The sequence below is a fragment of the Streptomyces yangpuensis genome, assembly GCF_024666385.1.
Taxonomy (GTDB): Bacteria; Actinomycetota; Actinomycetes; order Streptomycetales; family Streptomycetaceae; genus Streptomyces; species Streptomyces yangpuensis.
The window spans coordinates 1,445,315-1,460,809 of record NZ_CP102514.1; the positions used below are offsets into that span (position 1 = coordinate 1,445,315).

The window sequence follows — 15,495 nt, forward strand, 5'->3', positions numbered from 1 at the left end:
GAACCCATATACGGTACGGCCTATCCCAGCCCGGACAGCAGTATCAGACACGTACAAGGAGACGACCCGGTGGTCACGAGCGATCAGCGGCGGCGACAGCTCGCCAGGGAGAAGTACGAGCGCCAGCAGAAGCGCCGCGCCGAGGCCCGGAAGAAGAACCGGCAGCGGGCGGCGGTGATCGGCGCGGCGGTGGCCGTGGTGGTCGCGACGCTGGTCGGCCTGATCGTGGGCGGTGTCTTCGACTCGGACAAGGACACGAAGGACACGGCGGCGGACCCGTCGGCCTCGGCGACCCCGCCGGAGCCGAAGCAGTCCCCCTCGCCGGAGATGGCCATCGACCAGAAGGGGAAGTACACCTTCGCACTGAAGACCAGCGCCGGCGACATCACCTTCGCGATGGACGCGGCGAAGACCCCGCAGACCGTCAACTCGTTCAAGTCGCTCGCCGACAAGGGCTACTTCGACAACACCAAGTGCCACCGGCTGACGGCCGGCGGGATCTTCGTGCTCCAGTGCGGCGACCCGGAGGGCACCGGCCGGGGCGGCCCGGGCTACAACATCCCCGACGAGAACCTGGACTCCCTGGGCAAGCCGAACGAGCAGGGCCAGGTGATCTACCCGGCCGGCACCGTGGCGATGGCCAACACCGGCCAGCCCGGCTCGGGCGGCAGCCAGTTCTTCCTGGTCTACAAGGACAGCCCGCTGACGCCGACGTACACGCCGTTCGGCAAGATCGACGCGGCGGGCCTGAAGGTCCTGGAGGAGATCGCCAAGGCCGGTACGGTCGACGGCGGCCAGGACGGTGCGCCGAAGACCGAGATCAAGATCGAGAAGGGCTCGGTCACCCAGAACTGACGGGTGCTGCGGCCCCGGGGCCGGCCGGCCCGCCCCCGTGCGCCGATATTCCGTCGTGCGGGATGCGGACAGCCGGCCCGGCGGTCGCCTATGTTGGCGTTGTGCAGGGCGGGCGCTGCCCGCCCCAGGAAACTGTGGACGATGCCCAGGGGGTGAACCCCCCTCGCAGGCATCAGGTGGAGGAGGCGCTGTGAGCAGCGACCCGTGGGGCCGAGTCGACGAGACGGGCACCGTGTACGTGCGTACTTCCGATGGCGAGCAGGTCGTCGGATCGTGGCAGGCCGGCACCCCTGAGGAGGCTCTGGCCTACTTCGAGCGCAAGTACGAGGGCCTGGTGGTCGAGATCGGCCTCCTCGAAAAGCGGGTGCGGACCACTGATCTGTCCGCCAAGGACGCCCAGACGGCGATCGACCACCTGCGCACGCAGGTCGACGAGCACCACGCCGTGGGGGACCTGGACGCCCTGCGCGTGCGGCTGGACAAGCTGGTCGAGACCGTGGAGTCCCGGCGCGAGGAGCGCAAGGTCGCCAAGGCCAAGCAGGCGGACGAGGCACGGGCGGCCAAGGACGCGCTGGTCACCGAGGCCGAGCAGCTGGCGCAGAGCGACCAGTGGCGCAGCGCGGGTGAGCGGCTGCGCGCCCTGGTGGACATCTGGAAGGGCCTGCCGCGCCTGGACCGCAAGTCGGACGACGAGCTGTGGCACCGGTTCTCGCACGCCCGTTCCGCCTTCTCCAAGCGCCGCAAGGCGCACTTCGCCTCGCTGGACGCGCAGCGCGAGGACGCCCGCAAGGCCAAGGAGAAGCTGGTCTCGGAGGCCGAGTCGCTGTCGAAGTCGACCGACTGGGGTCCGACGGCCGCCCGCTACCGCGAGCTGATGGCGGACTGGAAGGCGGCGGGCCGGGCGCAGCGCGAGGCCGAGGACGACCTGTGGAACCGCTTCCGCGGTGCGCAGGACGTGTTCTTCGCGGCCCGCAGCGAGGTGTTCGCCGAGCGTGACGCCGAGCAGATCGAGAACCTGAAGCTCAAGGAGGAGCTGGCCGAGGAGGCCGAGAAGCTCGTCCCCGTGACGGACCTGAAGGCGGCCCGGGCCGCGTTCCGCTCCCTCAACGAGCGCTGGGAGGGCATCGGCCACGTGCCGCGCGATGCCCGGCCGAAGGTCGAGGGCCGGATGCACGCCGTGGAGCGGGCCATCCAGGAGGCCGAGGAGGGCGAGTGGCGCCGTACGAACCCGGAGGCGCGGGCCCGTGCGGCCGGTCTGACCGGGCAGCTGCAGGCGGCGGTCGACAAGCTGCGTGAGCAGATCGACGCGGCGCGTGCGGCGGGCAACAACGCCAAGGCCGACAAGCTGGCGCGTGAGCTGGAGGGCCGCCAGGCCCTGCTGGACCAGGCGCTGAAGGGCCTGGAGGAGTTCGGCGGCTGATCCGGCCGCCACCACGGCGAGGGCCCCGGTACGGATTCCGTACCGGGGCCCTCGTCGTGTCGCCGTGGCCGCCGGCTACGGCCGGCGGGCCGAGGTGACGCGGTAGACGTCGTAGACGCCCTCCACGCCCCGGACGGCCTTCAGGACGTGGCCCAGGTGCTTGGGGTCGCCCATCTCGAAGGTGAAGCGCGAGGTGGCCACCCGGTCGCGGGAGGTCTGGACGGCCGCCGACAGGATGTTGACGTGCTGGTCGGACAGGACGCGGGTGACGTCCGACAGCAGCCGGGACCGGTCCAGCGCCTCGACCTGGATGGCGACGAGGAAGACCGAGGACTGGGTGGGCGCCCACTCGACCTCAAGCATCCGCTCGGGCTGCTGGGAGAGGGAGTCGACGTTGACGCAGTCCGCGCGGTGAACCGATACGCCACTGCCGCGCGTGACGAACCCGATGATCGGGTCGCCCGGTACCGGGGTGCAGCAGCGGGCCAGCTTGACCCACACGTCGTCGACGCCCTTGACGACGACGCCGGGGTCGGCGTTGCTGCGCCGCTTGCTGCGGGCCCGTGCGGGCGGGATCGATTCCTCGATGTCCTCGTTGGCCGCCTCCTCGCCGCCGAGGGCCGCCACCAGCTTCTGCACGACGCCCTGCGCGGCCACGTGGCCCTCGCCGATCGCCGCGTACAGGGAGGAGATGTCCGGGTAGCGCATCTCGTGCGCGAGGGTCACGAGCGAGTCGCCGGTCAGGATGCGCTGGATCGGCAGGTTCTGCTTGCGCATGGCCCGTGCGATGGCGTCCTTGCCGTGCTCGATGGCCTCGTCGCGGCGTTCCTTGGAGAACCATGCGCGGATCTTGTTCCGGGCCCGCGGGGACTTGACGAAGCCCAGCCAGTCGCGGGAGGGGCCGGCTCCCTCGGCCTTGGAGGTGAAGACCTCGACCAGGTCGCCGTTGTCGAGGGTCGACTCCAGCGGGACCAGCCGGCCGTTGACCCGGGCCCCTATCGTGCGGTGGCCGACCTCGGTGTGGACGGCGTAGGCGAAGTCCACCGGGGTGGCGCCGGCGGGCAGCGCTATGACGTCGCCCTTGGGGGTGAAGACGAAGACCTCGTTGCGCGAGAGGTCGAAGCGCAGCGAGTCGAGGAACTCGCCCGGGTCCTCGGTCTCCTTCTGCCAGTCCAGCAGCTGGCGCAGCCAGGCCATGTCGTTGACCGTGTCCTGGCCGGCACTGCCCTTGGCGGCCTGCGGGACGTCGGTGCGGACCTTGGAGGTGCCCGCCACGGTCTGCTGCTTGTACTTCCAGTGCGCGGCGATGCCGTACTCGGCGCGGCGGTGCATGTCGAAGGTGCGGATCTGCAGTTCGACGGGCTTGCCGCTGGGCCCGATGACCGTCGTGTGGAGCGACTGGTACATGTTGAACTTGGGCATCGCGATGTAGTCCTTGAACCGGCCGGGGACCGGGTTCCAGCGCGCGTGCACGGTGCCGAGGGCCGCGTAGCAGTCCCGGACGGTGTCGACGAGGACGCGGATGCCCACCAGGTCGTAGATCTCCGCGAAGTCGCGGCCGCGGACGATCATCTTCTGGTAGACGCTGTAGTAGTGCTTGGGGCGGCCCGTCACGGTGGCCTTGATCCGGGCGGCTCTGAGGTCCACCTGGACCTCGTCCGTGACGAGGGCGAGGTACTCGTCGCGCTTGGGTGCCCGCTCGGCGACCAGGCGCACGATCTCGTCGTACATCTTGGGGTAGAGGATCGCGAAGGAGAGGTCCTCCAGCTCCCACTTGATCGTGTTCATGCCCAGCCGGTGCGCCAGCGGGGCGTAGATCTCCAGGGTTTCGCGGGCCTTCTTCTCCTGCTTCTCCCGCTTGAGGTAGCGCATCGTGCGCATGTTGTGCAGCCGGTCGGCCAGCTTGATGACCAGGACGCGCGGGTCCTTCGCCATCGCCACGACCATCTTGCGGACGGTCTCGGCCTGGGCGGCCTCGCCGAACTTCACCCGGTCGAGCTTGGTGACACCGTCGACGAGCAGCGCCACGGCGTCGCCGAAGTCGCGGCGCAGGTCCTCCAGGCCGTACTCGGTGTCCTCGACGGTGTCGTGCAGCAGACCGGCCATGAGGGTGGCCGGGTCCATGCCGAGCTCGGCGAGGATGGTGGTGACCGCGAGCGGGTGGGTGATGTACGGGTCGCCGCTCTTGCGCTTCTGGCCGCGGTGCCAGCGCTCGGCCACCTGGTAGGCCTGTTCGAGCTGGCGCAGCGTCGACGTCTCGATCTTCGGGTCGTTGCTGCGGACGATGCGGAGCAGAGGCTCCAGCACCGGGTTGTACGGGTTCGAGCGCTGTACACCGAGCCGGGCCAGGCGGGCGCGCACCCGGTTGGAGGACGCGGCCGACTTCGCCGGCGCGGGCTTGGCCGGCGCCGGCTTGGCCGGGGCGGGCTTGACCGGCGGGGCCGGCGGGGGCGTGGCGGCGGCCGCCGGGGCCCGCTCGGCCTGCGGGTCGGGCTGCGCGGCGGAGATTGGCTGGACCTCGTCTGGCAAGAGCGCTCCTCACGGGGGTCCCCCGGACGGAGTCCGGGAGAGGATCCGGTGCCCGTGTCCGGTCCGGATAACCCATCGTAGCGAGGGTTCGGTCACCCCGTTCGCCGAGCCCGTCGAGGCGGCCCGGGCACACGAACGGCGGGCACCCGGAGGATTCCGGATACCCGCCGCCGTACGCCGGTGGGCGCGGTCAGACCACGATCAGCGCGTCCAGCGGGGCTCCCGCCAGGGACCCGGCCAGCTTGGCCCGGCCCGGGAGGAACGACAGCTCCATCAGGACGGCCACGCCGGCGACCTCGGCCCCGGCCCGCCGGATCAGCGAGAGGGATGCCTCCGCCGTACCGCCGGTGGCCAGCACGTCGTCGATGACCATGACCCGGTCACCGGTCGCCAGATCCTCGGCGTGGACCTCGATCTCCGCCGTGCCGTACTCCAGCTCGTAGGACTGGGCGAGGGTCGCGCCCGGGAGCTTGCCGGCCTTGCGGACCGGTACGAAGCCGATCCCGGCCTGCACCGCCACCGGGGCGGCGAGGATGAACCCGCGCGCCTCCAGCCCGACGATCTTCGTGGCGCCGTACCGCCCGGCCAGCTCGACGAGCGCGCCGGTCAGCGCGCCGAACGCCTCGGGGTCCGCCAGCAGCGGGGTGATGTCCTTGAACATCACGCCCGGCTTCGGATAGTCCGCCACGTCCTTGATCCGGCTGAGCAGGAGGGACCGGACGTCCTCGGGCAGCTGCGCGGTCAACGTCGCCGTCCCGGCTGCCGGCCCTGCGAGACGACCTGCGGCTCGTCGTCGGAGCCGTGGACGGCGTCCGCGGACTCGCCCTTGGCCGCCCCGGCCGCGCGCTTGGCGAGCACCCGCTTCTTCAGCGCCTTCATCGCCGGCTCGCGCTCCTTGAGGTCCACGACCAGCGGGGTCGCGATGAAGATCGAGGAGTACGCACCGGCCGCGAGACCGACGAACAGCGACAGCGAGATGTCGTTCAGCATGCCGGCGCCCAGGAAGCCGCCACCGATGAACAGCAGGGCAGCGACCGGGAGCAGCGCCACGACCGTGGTGTTGATCGAGCGGACCAGCGTGCCGTTGATGCTGCGGTTGGCGACCTCGCTGAAGGTGAAGCGGGTCTGCTTGGTGATGTCCTTCGAGCCCTCCTTCAGACCGTCGAAGACGACGACGGTGTCGTAGAGGGAGTAACCGAGGATGGTCAGCAGACCGATGACGGTGCCCGGGGTGACCTCGAAGCCGACGAGCGCGTACACGCCGACGGTGATCGTGAGGTCGTGGATCAGGGCGATCAGCGCGGCGACGGCCATGCGCCATTCGAAGGCGATGGCGAGGTAGATCACCACGAGGATCATGAAGACGCCGAGGCCGGTCCAGGCCTTGTTCGCGATCTGCTCGCCCCAGCTGGGGCCGACCAGGTCGGCGTTGATGTCGGCCTCGGTGACCTTGAGGTCGGTGGCCAGTTCCTTCTTCACGTCGGTCGCGGCGTCGGTGTCCAGACCGGAGATCTGGATGCGCATACCGCCGGTGCCGAGCTCCTGGACGATCGCGTCGTGGCCGGAGGCCTCCTCCGCGGCCTCCGTGACCTTGGCGACCGACAGGGCCGTCTTCGGGGTGGTGAAGACGGCACCGCCCTTGAACTCGATGCCCATGTTGAGGCCCTGGACGGCCAGGGCGACGATCGCCGTGATGGTGATCAGGATGGAAACGCCGTACCAGAGAAAGCGCTTGCCGACGAAGTCGTAGCCGACCTCACCGCGGTACAGCTTGGCGCCGAGATCTCCCAGCTTCGACATCTCTCACGCCTCCTTTGCTTCGACGGGGGCGGGTGCGGCGGTGCGCCGGGAGCTGCGCAGCGGGGGCTTGGCGCCCAGCCGCTTCGGGTCCAGCCCGGACCACGGGTGACCGCTGGCGAAGAACTTCGTGCGGGCCAGCAGCGTCATGACGGGCTTGGTGAAGAGGAACACCACGACCACGTCGAGCAGGGTGGTCAGACCCAGCGTGAAGGCGAAGCCCTGCACCTTGCCGACGGTGACGATGAACAGCACCGCGGCGGCCAGGAACGACACGAAGTCGGAGACCAGGATCGTGCGGCGGGCACGCGGCCAGGCGCGCTCGACGGCCGGGCGCAGCGTGCGGCCCTCGCGGATCTCGTCGCGGATGCGCTCGAAGTACACGATGAACGAGTCCGCGGTGATACCGATGGCGACGATCGCACCGCAGACGGCCGGCAGGTTCAGCGCGAAGCCGATGCCCTTACCGAGCAGCGCCATGATCGTGTAGGTCAGGATCGCGGAGACCAGGAGGCTGACGATCGCGATGAAGGCCAGACCGCGGTAGTAGACCAGCAGGTAGACGACCACGAGGAGGAGGCCGATCGCACCGGCGATCAGGCCGGCGCGCAGCTGCTCGCCGCCGAGCGCGGCGGTGACGGTGGTGACGCTGTCCTCCTGGAAGGACAGCGGCAGGGCGCCGTACGACAGCATGTTGCCCAGGTCCTGCGCGGACTGCTGGTTGAAGCCACCGGAGATCTGTGCGTTGCCGCCGGTGATCGCGGTGCTGACGGACGGGTCCGAGATGACGTCGCCGTCGAGGACGATCGCGAACTGGTTCTGCGGCATCTGCTTGGCCGCCAGTTCACCGGTGACCTTCGCGAAGGCGTCGGCGCCGTGGTCGTTGAAGTTCATCGTGACGATCCACTGACCCGACTGCGGGTCGATCTCGCCCTTGGCGCTCTTCACGTCCTTGCCCTCGACCGCGGCCGGGCCCAGGATCCACTTGCCCCACTGGTCGCCGCGCTGGCCGCAGGCGAGCGTCGGGTCGCTGGGCTTGATGCCCTTGTCGACGTTGGTGCGCTGCTCCTCGTTGGTGCAGTCGAGTGCGGCGAACTTGGCCTGGAGGTCCGCGGCGGCCGGGTCGGGCGCGGGGGCGCTCGCGGACGGCGACGGGGCCGCCTTGTCGTCTGCCTTCTTCGACTCGCTCGCCGACGGCGTGGGAGTGGGCGCGTTCGGGGCCTTGAGGCCCTCGCTGAGCGCGCGGCCCTGGGAAGTGGCGCTGGACGACGGGGTGGCGGACGGGCTGGTCTTGTTCCCGTCCTGGGCCTTCGGAGCGCCGGAGCCGCTCGCGGAGGGGTTCGGGCTCGGGCTGCCCTCGGGAGCGGCGGGGGCGCCGTCCGCGAACGCGATGACCGGGCGGAAGTAGAGCTGGGCGGTGGTGCCGACCTGCTCGCGCGCCTGCTTCTCGTTCATCCCCTTGGGGATGTTGACGATGATGTGGTCGCGGCCCTGCGTCTGGACCTCGGCCTCGGAGACACCGAGACCGTTGACACGGCGCTCGATGATGCCGACCGCCGTGTTCATGTTGGTCTCGTTGACGGCGTTCTCTTTGCCGGGTTCGCTCTTGGCCTTGAGCGTGATGCTCGTGCCGCCGGCGAGGTCGATGCCCAACCGGGGAGTCGTCTGCTTGGAGATGAACATCCCCGCGGTGAGCGCCACCATCGCGATCAGGATGATCGCCAGGGCACGCCCCGGCCTCCCCTGAGCCCCCGTGGGCCGCCGGCCCTTCTTCGGTGCTGCCACCTTGTCGTTTCTCCCTGTCCAACCGTCCCGCGCCGGGTCAGCGCGCGGACGGCCACGAAATGTGTGGTGGGGACCCCTGCCCCCCGCAGAAGTGTCACTGACGGGGACCGCGCCGGCCGCCGGTCGGGCGCCCGCACGGTCCCCGGCCGCGCGCTACTTCGCGCCGGCCTCGCCGTCGTTCTTGCCGTCCTCGGGCTTGTCGTCGCCCTTGGGCTCGTCCTTCTTGCCCAGGTCCAGCTTCGGGGCCTCGGCCTCGTCCTTGGTGAGGGAGGAGGCGTCGTCCGGGACGACGGGCGTGTCCGTCGTCACGTCGTCGAAGCCGTGGACGATGCGGTTGTACTCCGCGTCCTCCAGTACGGCGCCGATGGCGTTCTTCGCGTAGATCGCGTGGACGCCGGGAGCCACCTCGAGGGTGACCGTGTCGTCACCGATCTCCTTCACCGTGGCGTACATGCCGCCGATGGTGCGGACGCCGGTGCCGGGCGTCATCTGGTCGCGCATCTGCGCGGCCTGCTGCTGCTTCTTCTTCGCGGAGCGGGTCATCAGGAACATCGCCCCGATGAGCACGATGAACGGGAGGAGTGTCACGAGATTCACGGGACGGAAATCCTTCGCACGACCGCACGCGGACGGCGGCCTTTTCTACGGGGGTGGGCACACCGACCCGAAGGGTCGGCATCGGCGGAGTCTAGGCGAGTCCGCACCGATGGAACAACGCCCAGCATGGCACCGGCGTTCCCGACCGGGCGAACCTCCGCGCCGTCAGGCCCCGAACAGGCCCTGTTGCCCGGTTGATCCACCGGCGCCGTGCTGTGGTGCGACAAGCCCCAGGTGAGCCCATGCGGCGGGGGTCGCGACCCGGCCCCGGGGGGTGCGCGCGAGCAGGCCCTCGCGGACCAGGAAGGGTTCCGCGACCTCCTCCACGGTCTCCCGCTCCTCCCCCACCGCCACGGCGAGGGTCGACAGCCCCACGGGGCCGCCGCCGAACAGCTTCAGGAGGGCCTCCAGAACGGCTCGATCCAGTCGGTCGAGGCCTCGGGCGTCCACCTCGTACACCTGCAGGGCGGTGGCGGCCACTTCCCGGTCGATCACCCCGTCCGCCCGGACCTGGGCGTAGTCGCGCACGCGGCGCAGCAGGCGGTTGGCGATGCGCGGGGTGCCGCGGGAGCGCCCGGCGATCTCGGCCGCGCCGGCGGTGTCGATCTCCACGTCGAGGAGGCGGGCGGAGCGGTGGACGACGCGCTCCAGCTCCTCGGGGGCGTAGAACTCCATGTGGCCGGTGAAGCCGAAACGGTCCCGCAGCGGCGGGGGCAGCAGTCCGGCCCGGGTGGTGGCACCCACGAGGGTGAAGGGCGGCAGCTCCAGCGGGATCGCGGTGGCTCCGGGACCCTTGCCGACGATCACGTCGACGCGGAAGTCCTCCATGGCCATGTAGAGCATCTCCTCGGCGGGCCGGGACATGCGGTGGATCTCGTCGAGGAAGAGGACCTCGCCCTCCTGGAGGGAGGAGAGGATCGCGGCGAGGTCGCCGGCGTGCTGGATGGCGGGGCCGGAGGTGATCCGGATGGGTGCCCCCATCTCGGCGGCGATGATCATGGAGAGGGTGGTCTTGCCCAGTCCGGGCGCGCCCGACAGCAGGACGTGGTCGGCGGTGGCCCCGCGCTGCCTGGCCGCCTTCAGCACCAGGTCCAGCTGCTGGCGGACCTTCTCCTGGCCGACGAACTCGCCGAGGTCCTTGGGGCGCAGGGCCGCCTCGACGGCGGTGTCCTCACCGTCGGCTGCCGCCGCTACGAGCCGGTCCGGCTCGGTGGTGTCGGTCTCGTCGTCCCAGTTCACGGTGTCAGTCTGCCTTCTGCGTCGTGCGGTGGTCTGTGCGGGGGCTGTGGCTGCGCGTGGGCCGCCGGGCGGCGGGGCCGGGCGGCGGGCCCGGCCCGCGCGGCGTTCGGCCCGCGCGGGGTCCGAGCGCACCGGTGCGCGGCGTCCGGACCCGCGCGGCGGCGAAACGGTCAGCGGGCGCGGTTCAGGGACTGCAGGGCCGCGCGCAGCAGCTGGGGCACCGGGGCCGAGCCGCCGGCGGCGATGGCCGCCTCCGCCTGCGGGGTCACCGCCACCACGGCCTCATCCGCCTCCCGCGACGCATAGCCGAGGCCGATCAGGGCGGCAGTGAGCTGCTCGGTCCAGGGGGCGGGCCCCGAGGCCACCGCGCGCTGGGCGCCCACCACGGGGGCCGGGGCGCCCAGCTTGCCCTTGAGCTCCAGCAACAGCTTCTGTGCGCCCTTCGGGCCGATGCCGGGCACCGCGGTCAGCGCCTTCGCGTCACCCGAGGCGAAGGCCACCCGCAGGGCGTCGGGGGTGTGCACGCCGAGCATGGCCTGCGCCACCCGGGGCCCGACCCCGCTCGCGGTCTGGAGCAGCTCGAACACCTGGCGCTCGTCGTCGTCGGCGAAGCCGTACAGGGTCAGCGAGTCCTCCCGGACGACCAGGGAGGTCGCCAGCCGGGCCTGCTGCCCGACGCGCAGGCCGGCGATGGTGTTCGGCGTGCAGTGCACGGCCATCCCCACTCCGCCGACCTCGATCACGGCGAGGTTGGGGGTGAGCGCGGCGACCGCGCCGTTGACGAAGGCGATCATCGGGTACGGCCTTTCGAGGCGTGCTGGGCGACCGCCCGCTGGAGGCGGTTCTGGGCGGGGGCCCGCCAGATGTGGCAGATGGCGAGGGCGAGGGCGTCGGCGGCGTCGGCGGGCCTGGGCGGCTCGGCCAGCCGCAGCAGCCGGGTGACCATCGCGCCGACCTGGGCCTTGTCGGCCCGGCCGCTGCCGGTGACGGCGGCCTTGACCTCGCTGGGGGTGTGCAGCGCGACCGGTATCCCGCGGCGGGCGGCACACAGCATCGCGACGGCGCTGGCCTGGGCGGTGCCCATCACGGTGCTGACGTTGTGCTGGCTGAAGACCCGCTCCACGGCGACGACGTCGGGCCGGTGCGTGTCGAGCCACTCCTCGATCCCCTGCTCGACGGCGACGAGCCGGTGGCCCAGCTCCGCGTCCGCGGGCGTCCGTACGACCCCCACCCCGAGCATGGTGAGGGGACGGCCCGCGACGCCCTCCACGACGCCGACGCCGCATCGCGTCAGCCCCGGGTCCACGCCCAGTACACGCACCGCGCCCCCTTGTGCGGCTGAACCGCCGCCGCTCGCGCGGAGGTGGCCGAGCAGCGTCGTGGCTGCTCCATCGATGGTTGCGGTCCGAAAACGGGCGCACACCCGGTTGACGCCGTCAGGCTATCCGCCCGCACTGACAATGCGACGGCGGGCCGACAGGGTGTGTCCTGTCGGCCCGCCGGTTGCGCTCGGCTCGCGCCGGCGTTACGCGTCGACCTTCTCCATGACCTCGTCCGAGACGTCGAAGTTGGCGAAGACGTTCTGCACGTCGTCGCTGTCCTCCAGCGCGTCGATGAGCTTGAAGATCTTGCGGGCGCCCTCTTCGTCGAGCTCGACCTGCATGGTCGGGACGAAGCTGGAGTCCGCCGAGTCGTAGTCGATGCCGGCTTCCTGGAGCGCGGTGCGGACCGCGACCAGGTCGGTGGCCTCGCTGATGATCTCGAAGGTGTCGCCGTTGTCGTTGACCTCTTCGGCACCGGCCTCCAGGACCGCGCCGAGGACGTCGTCCTCGCTCAGCTCGGCCTTGGGCAGGACGATGACGCCCTTGCGGTTGAACAGGTACGAGACCGAGCCCGGGTCGGCCATCGAACCGCCGTTGCGGGTCATGGCGACGCGGACGTCGGAGGCGGCGCGGTTGCGGTTGTCGGTGAGGCACTCGATGAGCACCGCGACACCGTTGGGGCCGTAACCCTCGTACATGATCGTCTCGTAGTCGGCGCCGCCGGCCTCGAGGCCGCCGCCGCGCTTGACCGCGGAGTCGATGTTCTTGTTCGGGACCGACTGCTTCTTGGCCTTCTGGACCGCGTCGAAGAGCGTCGGGTTGCCGTCGATGTCGGCGCCGCCCATGCGGGCCGCGACCTCGATGTTCTTGATCAGCTTCGCGAAGAGCTTGCCGCGCTTGGCATCGATCACGGCCTTCTTGTGCTTCGTCGTAGCCCATTTAGAGTGGCCGGACATCCGCCTGTCTCCTTCGCGTCACCAACAGTGTTCGTCTTCGATCCTACCGGGAGCTCGTCACAGCCCGGCGCGCACCATCTCGACGAAGTACGCGTGGACGCGGTCGTCGCCGGTCAGTTCGGGGTGGAACGAGGTCGCGAGGACGTTGCCCTGGCGCACGGCGACCGTGTGGCCGTCGTAGGTGGCGAGCACCTCGGCGGCGCCGCCGACGGACTCGACCCACGGGGCGCGGATGAAGACGCCCTCGACCGGTCCGCCCTCGATGCCCGCGAAGTCGATCTTCGCCTCGAAGGACTCGTTCTGCCGGCCGAAGGCGTTGCGGCGCACGATCATGTCGATGCCGCCCAGGGTCTCCTGGTCGTCCCGGCCGTCGAGGAGCTTGTCCGCCAGCATGATCATGCCGGCGCAGGTGCCGTACACGGGCATGCCGGCGGCCACGCGCTCGCGCAGCGGCTCCAGCATGCCGAAGAGCACGGCGAGCTTCGACATGGTGGTGGACTCGCCGCCGGGGATCACCAGGGCGTCGACCTCGGCGAGCTCCTCGGGGCGCCGGACCGGCCTGGCCACGGCGTCCGCCGCGGCCAGGGCGATCAGGTGCTCCCGTACGTCGCCCTGGAGGGCCAGGACACCGATCACGGGGGTGTTCGTCATATCGGGACTACCAGCCGCGGTTGGCGTAGCGCTCGGCCTCGGGGAGGGTGTCGCAGTTGATGCCGACCATGGCCTCGCCCAGGTTGCGGGAGGCGTCCGCGATGATCTTCGGGTCGTCGAAGAAGGTGGTGGCCTTCACGATGGCGGCGGCGCGCTTGGCCGGGTCGCCCGACTTGAAGATGCCGGAGCCGACGAAGACACCCTCGGCGCCGAGCTGGCGCATCAGGGCGGCGTCGGCGGGGGTGGCGACACCACCGGCGGAGAACAGCACGACGGGGAGCTTGCCGAGCTCGGCGACCTCCTTGACGAGCTCGTACGGGGCGCGCAGCTCCTTGGCGGCGGCGTACAGCTCGTTGTTGTCGAAGCCGCGCAGCTTGGCGATCTCGTTCTTGATCTGGCGCAGGTGGCGGACGGCCTCGACGACGTTGCCGGTGCCGGCCTCGCCCTTCGAGCGGATCATGGCCGCGCCCTCGGCGATGCGGCGCAGGGCCTCGCCCAGGTTGGTGGCACCACAGACGAAGGGGGTGGTGAACGCCCACTTGTCGGAGTGGTTGACCTCGTCGGCCGGGGTCAGGACCTCGGACTCGTCGATGTAGTCGACGCCGAGGGACTGCAGGACCTGGGCCTCGACGAAGTGACCGATGCGGGACTTGGCCATCACGGGGATGGACACGGCCTCGATGATCTCTTCGATCATGTTCGGGTCGGACATGCGCGCGACGCCGCCGTCCTTGCGGATGTCGGCCGGGACCCGCTCCAGGGCCATGACGGCCACGGCGCCCGCGTCCTCGGCGATCTTCGCCTGCTCGGCGTTGACCACGTCCATGATCACGCCGCCCTTGAGCTGCTCGGCCATGCCGCGCTTGACGCGCGAGGTGCCGATCGCCGACTCGGCGGACTGGGGGGAGGTGGGAAGCGTGCTCACGGATTGACCTCACTCGAAAGGAAGACGGGTACTGCGCGTACTACTCGGCCGAGGAAACCCCAGGGGATCAGTCCACTACAAGGGCCAATATGGAGCCAGTGGCTCTTTCATTTGTCCCCCGTGGCCCTAGGAGGTCTCTCCGAGGGGTCAGGTCGGCCGGTCCGCGAGGTCCGCCGGAGGCTCGTCGTCCATTTCGAAGGCCAGCGGGAACGGCGCGTGTCCGGCCAGTCTGAACCAGCGGACCTTGCGATGGCGGCGCAGCGCGCGGGCGGCCCGTACGGCGTCGTTGTGGAAGCGGCGGGCCATCGGCACCCGGCGGACGGCCGCCGCCAGCTCCTCGGTGGCCTGCGCCCCGCCGGGAGCGGCCTTCAGCACCTCGACCTGGTCCGCGTCGGCGAAGACCGCCCGCAGCGCCTGGCTCAGCTCGCTCTCGGCGACCTCACGGTGGTCCTCCGCGGCCTGCCGGGCGGCGTGCGCGGCCTCGTACAGCACGAGCGAGGAGGCGGGGTCGAGCGCCCCGGAGGTGGCCACCTCCAGCGCCACGGAGGCGCGCCGGACGAGCTGTGCGTCGAGCGCCGCCCGCGCGGCGTCCATCCGCGAGTGCAGCCGGTCCAGCCGACCGGCGGTCCAGCTGAGGTACACGCCGATGACCGCCAGGGCCAGGGCGATCCAGACAAGGGTTTCGATCACGCTGCGCGACCCTACCGCTCCACGACCCCCCACCCCCCACCGGCCCTGGGCGCGGGCCGTGGCCCGTAGGGTGCGTGATCACCGAAGACCCGGGGGGGACGAGACACATGGCGCCGTACCGCAGACCACTGGCTTGTGTACTGATCGCACTGGCGGTCGTCCTCGTGGCGACCGTCCTGGCCGCCTTCCGCTGGGGCGGCCCGGACGGCGGCCTCGTCGTGCTGGACCAGGTGGGCCGGCACTTCGTCGCCCTCGGCTGGCTGTCCCTGGCCGCCCTGTGCGGGGCGGTCCTGCTGGGGGTGCGCAGGCCCATGACGCGCGTCACGGTCGGCGTGCCGGTGCTCGCCCTCGGCGCCCCGGTCATGTGCATCGTCAGCCTCCTGGCCATGCTGGACGGCGGGCAGGAGCGGGCGGAGAGCCTGCCGGCCCCCGGCAGGGACGACCGGCGGCTGGTCGTCGAGACGGGCTCGGCCATGATCGACCCGCTGTGGTTCGTGTACGTCCACCAGGGCACCTGGCCCCGCGAGCGCCGCTGGGCCGTCGGCTACTTCAACGGCGACGCGACCGACAACGAGCTTCGCGAGGCCGTCTGGACGGGCCCGGACCGGATCCGGCTGACCACCTCGGGCGGCGTGCTCCACGAGGTGACCGTGGCACCCGGCGGACGGCCGGACCGGACCGTGAGCGCGGGCTGGTAGGCCGTCGGCGCCCGCCCCCGCCGGGGGCCGA

General features: G+C 71.0%; 15 protein-coding genes. 3 read left to right on the plus strand and 12 right to left on the minus strand.

The window, feature by feature from the left end:
• Positions 1-69: 69 nt before the first annotated feature.
• The gene (locus NRK68_RS06670; protein ID WP_183067586.1) at positions 70-855 is read left to right on the plus strand and encodes a peptidylprolyl isomerase; all 786 of its coding nucleotides are present in this window, start codon (positions 70-72) and stop codon (positions 853-855) included.
• A 190-nt stretch (positions 856-1,045) separates the two neighbouring features.
• Entirely contained in the window at positions 1,046-2,275 is a 1,230-nt protein-coding gene (locus NRK68_RS06675) for a DUF349 domain-containing protein (RefSeq protein WP_046780380.1), read from the plus strand.
• A 75-nt stretch (positions 2,276-2,350) separates the two neighbouring features.
• Here the strand turns inward: NRK68_RS06675 and NRK68_RS06680 are convergent, their stop codons facing one another.
• From NRK68_RS06680 to NRK68_RS06735, 12 genes are all read right to left on the minus strand, one after another.
• Entirely contained in the window at positions 2,351-4,804 is a 2,454-nt protein-coding gene (locus tag NRK68_RS06680) for a RelA/SpoT family protein (protein ID WP_257855329.1), read from the minus strand.
• A gap of 190 nt (positions 4,805-4,994) precedes the next feature.
• Positions 4,995-5,549, minus strand: a complete 555-nt coding sequence (locus NRK68_RS06685) for an adenine phosphoribosyltransferase (protein WP_183067588.1) — start codon at positions 5,547-5,549, stop codon at positions 4,995-4,997.
• Positions 5,546-6,604, minus strand: a complete 1,059-nt coding sequence (secF, locus tag NRK68_RS06690) for a protein translocase subunit SecF (RefSeq protein WP_183067589.1) — start codon at positions 6,602-6,604, stop codon at positions 5,546-5,548. Before secF ends, NRK68_RS06685 begins: the two co-directional genes overlap by 4 nt.
• Before the next feature lie 3 nt (positions 6,605-6,607).
• Positions 6,608-8,386, minus strand: a complete 1,779-nt coding sequence (gene secD, locus NRK68_RS06695) for a protein translocase subunit SecD (protein WP_079026088.1) — start codon at positions 8,384-8,386, stop codon at positions 6,608-6,610.
• Between the two features lie 153 nt (positions 8,387-8,539).
• On the minus strand, positions 8,540-8,983 hold the full coding sequence (gene yajC / locus NRK68_RS06700; protein WP_183067590.1) for a preprotein translocase subunit YajC: 444 nt from the start codon (positions 8,981-8,983) through the stop codon (positions 8,540-8,542).
• Between the two features lie 165 nt (positions 8,984-9,148).
• Positions 9,149-10,222, minus strand: coding sequence for a Holliday junction branch migration DNA helicase RuvB (gene ruvB / locus NRK68_RS06705; protein WP_183067591.1), 1,074 nt, complete (start codon positions 10,220-10,222; stop codon positions 9,149-9,151).
• 170 nt (positions 10,223-10,392) lie between these two features.
• Positions 10,393-11,016: a Holliday junction branch migration protein RuvA gene (ruvA, locus tag NRK68_RS06710; protein ID WP_257855330.1), complete on the minus strand. Its 624-nt coding sequence runs from the start codon at positions 11,014-11,016 to the stop codon at positions 10,393-10,395.
• The gene (gene ruvC / locus NRK68_RS06715) at positions 11,013-11,543 is read right to left on the minus strand and encodes a crossover junction endodeoxyribonuclease RuvC (protein ID WP_183067593.1); all 531 of its coding nucleotides are present in this window, start codon (positions 11,541-11,543) and stop codon (positions 11,013-11,015) included. Before ruvC ends, ruvA begins: the two co-directional genes overlap by 4 nt.
• Positions 11,544-11,747: 204 nt before the next feature.
• On the minus strand, positions 11,748-12,500 hold the full coding sequence (locus NRK68_RS06720; protein WP_046780386.1) for a YebC/PmpR family DNA-binding transcriptional regulator: 753 nt from the start codon (positions 12,498-12,500) through the stop codon (positions 11,748-11,750).
• 57 nt (positions 12,501-12,557) lie between these two features.
• Positions 12,558-13,151, minus strand: a complete 594-nt coding sequence (gene pdxT, locus NRK68_RS06725) for a pyridoxal 5'-phosphate synthase glutaminase subunit PdxT (RefSeq protein ID WP_183067594.1) — start codon at positions 13,149-13,151, stop codon at positions 12,558-12,560.
• A gap of 7 nt (positions 13,152-13,158) precedes the next feature.
• The gene (pdxS, locus tag NRK68_RS06730; protein WP_030656154.1) at positions 13,159-14,076 is read right to left on the minus strand and encodes a pyridoxal 5'-phosphate synthase lyase subunit PdxS; all 918 of its coding nucleotides are present in this window, start codon (positions 14,074-14,076) and stop codon (positions 13,159-13,161) included.
• A gap of 147 nt (positions 14,077-14,223) precedes the next feature.
• Positions 14,224-14,766 (minus strand): LemA family protein, encoded by a 543-nt coding sequence (locus NRK68_RS06735; protein ID WP_183067595.1) that lies wholly within the window; start codon positions 14,764-14,766, stop codon positions 14,224-14,226.
• A 107-nt stretch (positions 14,767-14,873) separates the two neighbouring features.
• Here NRK68_RS06735 and NRK68_RS06740 point away from each other — a divergent pair, with 107 nt between their 5' ends.
• Positions 14,874-15,464, plus strand: a complete 591-nt coding sequence (locus NRK68_RS06740; protein ID WP_183067596.1) for a hypothetical protein — start codon at positions 14,874-14,876, stop codon at positions 15,462-15,464.
• The last annotated feature ends 31 nt before the right edge of the window (positions 15,465-15,495 follow it).

Bases quoted from the DNA above. Each gene is read 5' to 3' on its own strand.
- NRK68_RS06720 (WP_046780386.1), bottom strand. From the start codon at position 12,500: ATGTCCGGCCACTCTAAATGGGCTACGACGAAGCACAAGAAGGCCGTG.
- secF (WP_183067589.1), bottom strand. From the start codon at position 6,604: ATGTCGAAGCTGGGAGATCTCGGCGCCAAGCTGTACCGCGGTGAGGTC.
- pdxT (WP_183067594.1), bottom strand. From the start codon at position 13,151: ATGACGAACACCCCCGTGATCGGTGTCCTGGCCCTCCAGGGCGACGTA.
- NRK68_RS06740 (WP_183067596.1), top strand. From the start codon at position 14,874: ATGGCGCCGTACCGCAGACCACTGGCTTGTGTACTGATCGCACTGGCG.
- ruvA (WP_257855330.1), bottom strand. From the start codon at position 11,016: ATGATCGCCTTCGTCAACGGCGCGGTCGCCGCGCTCACCCCCAACCTC.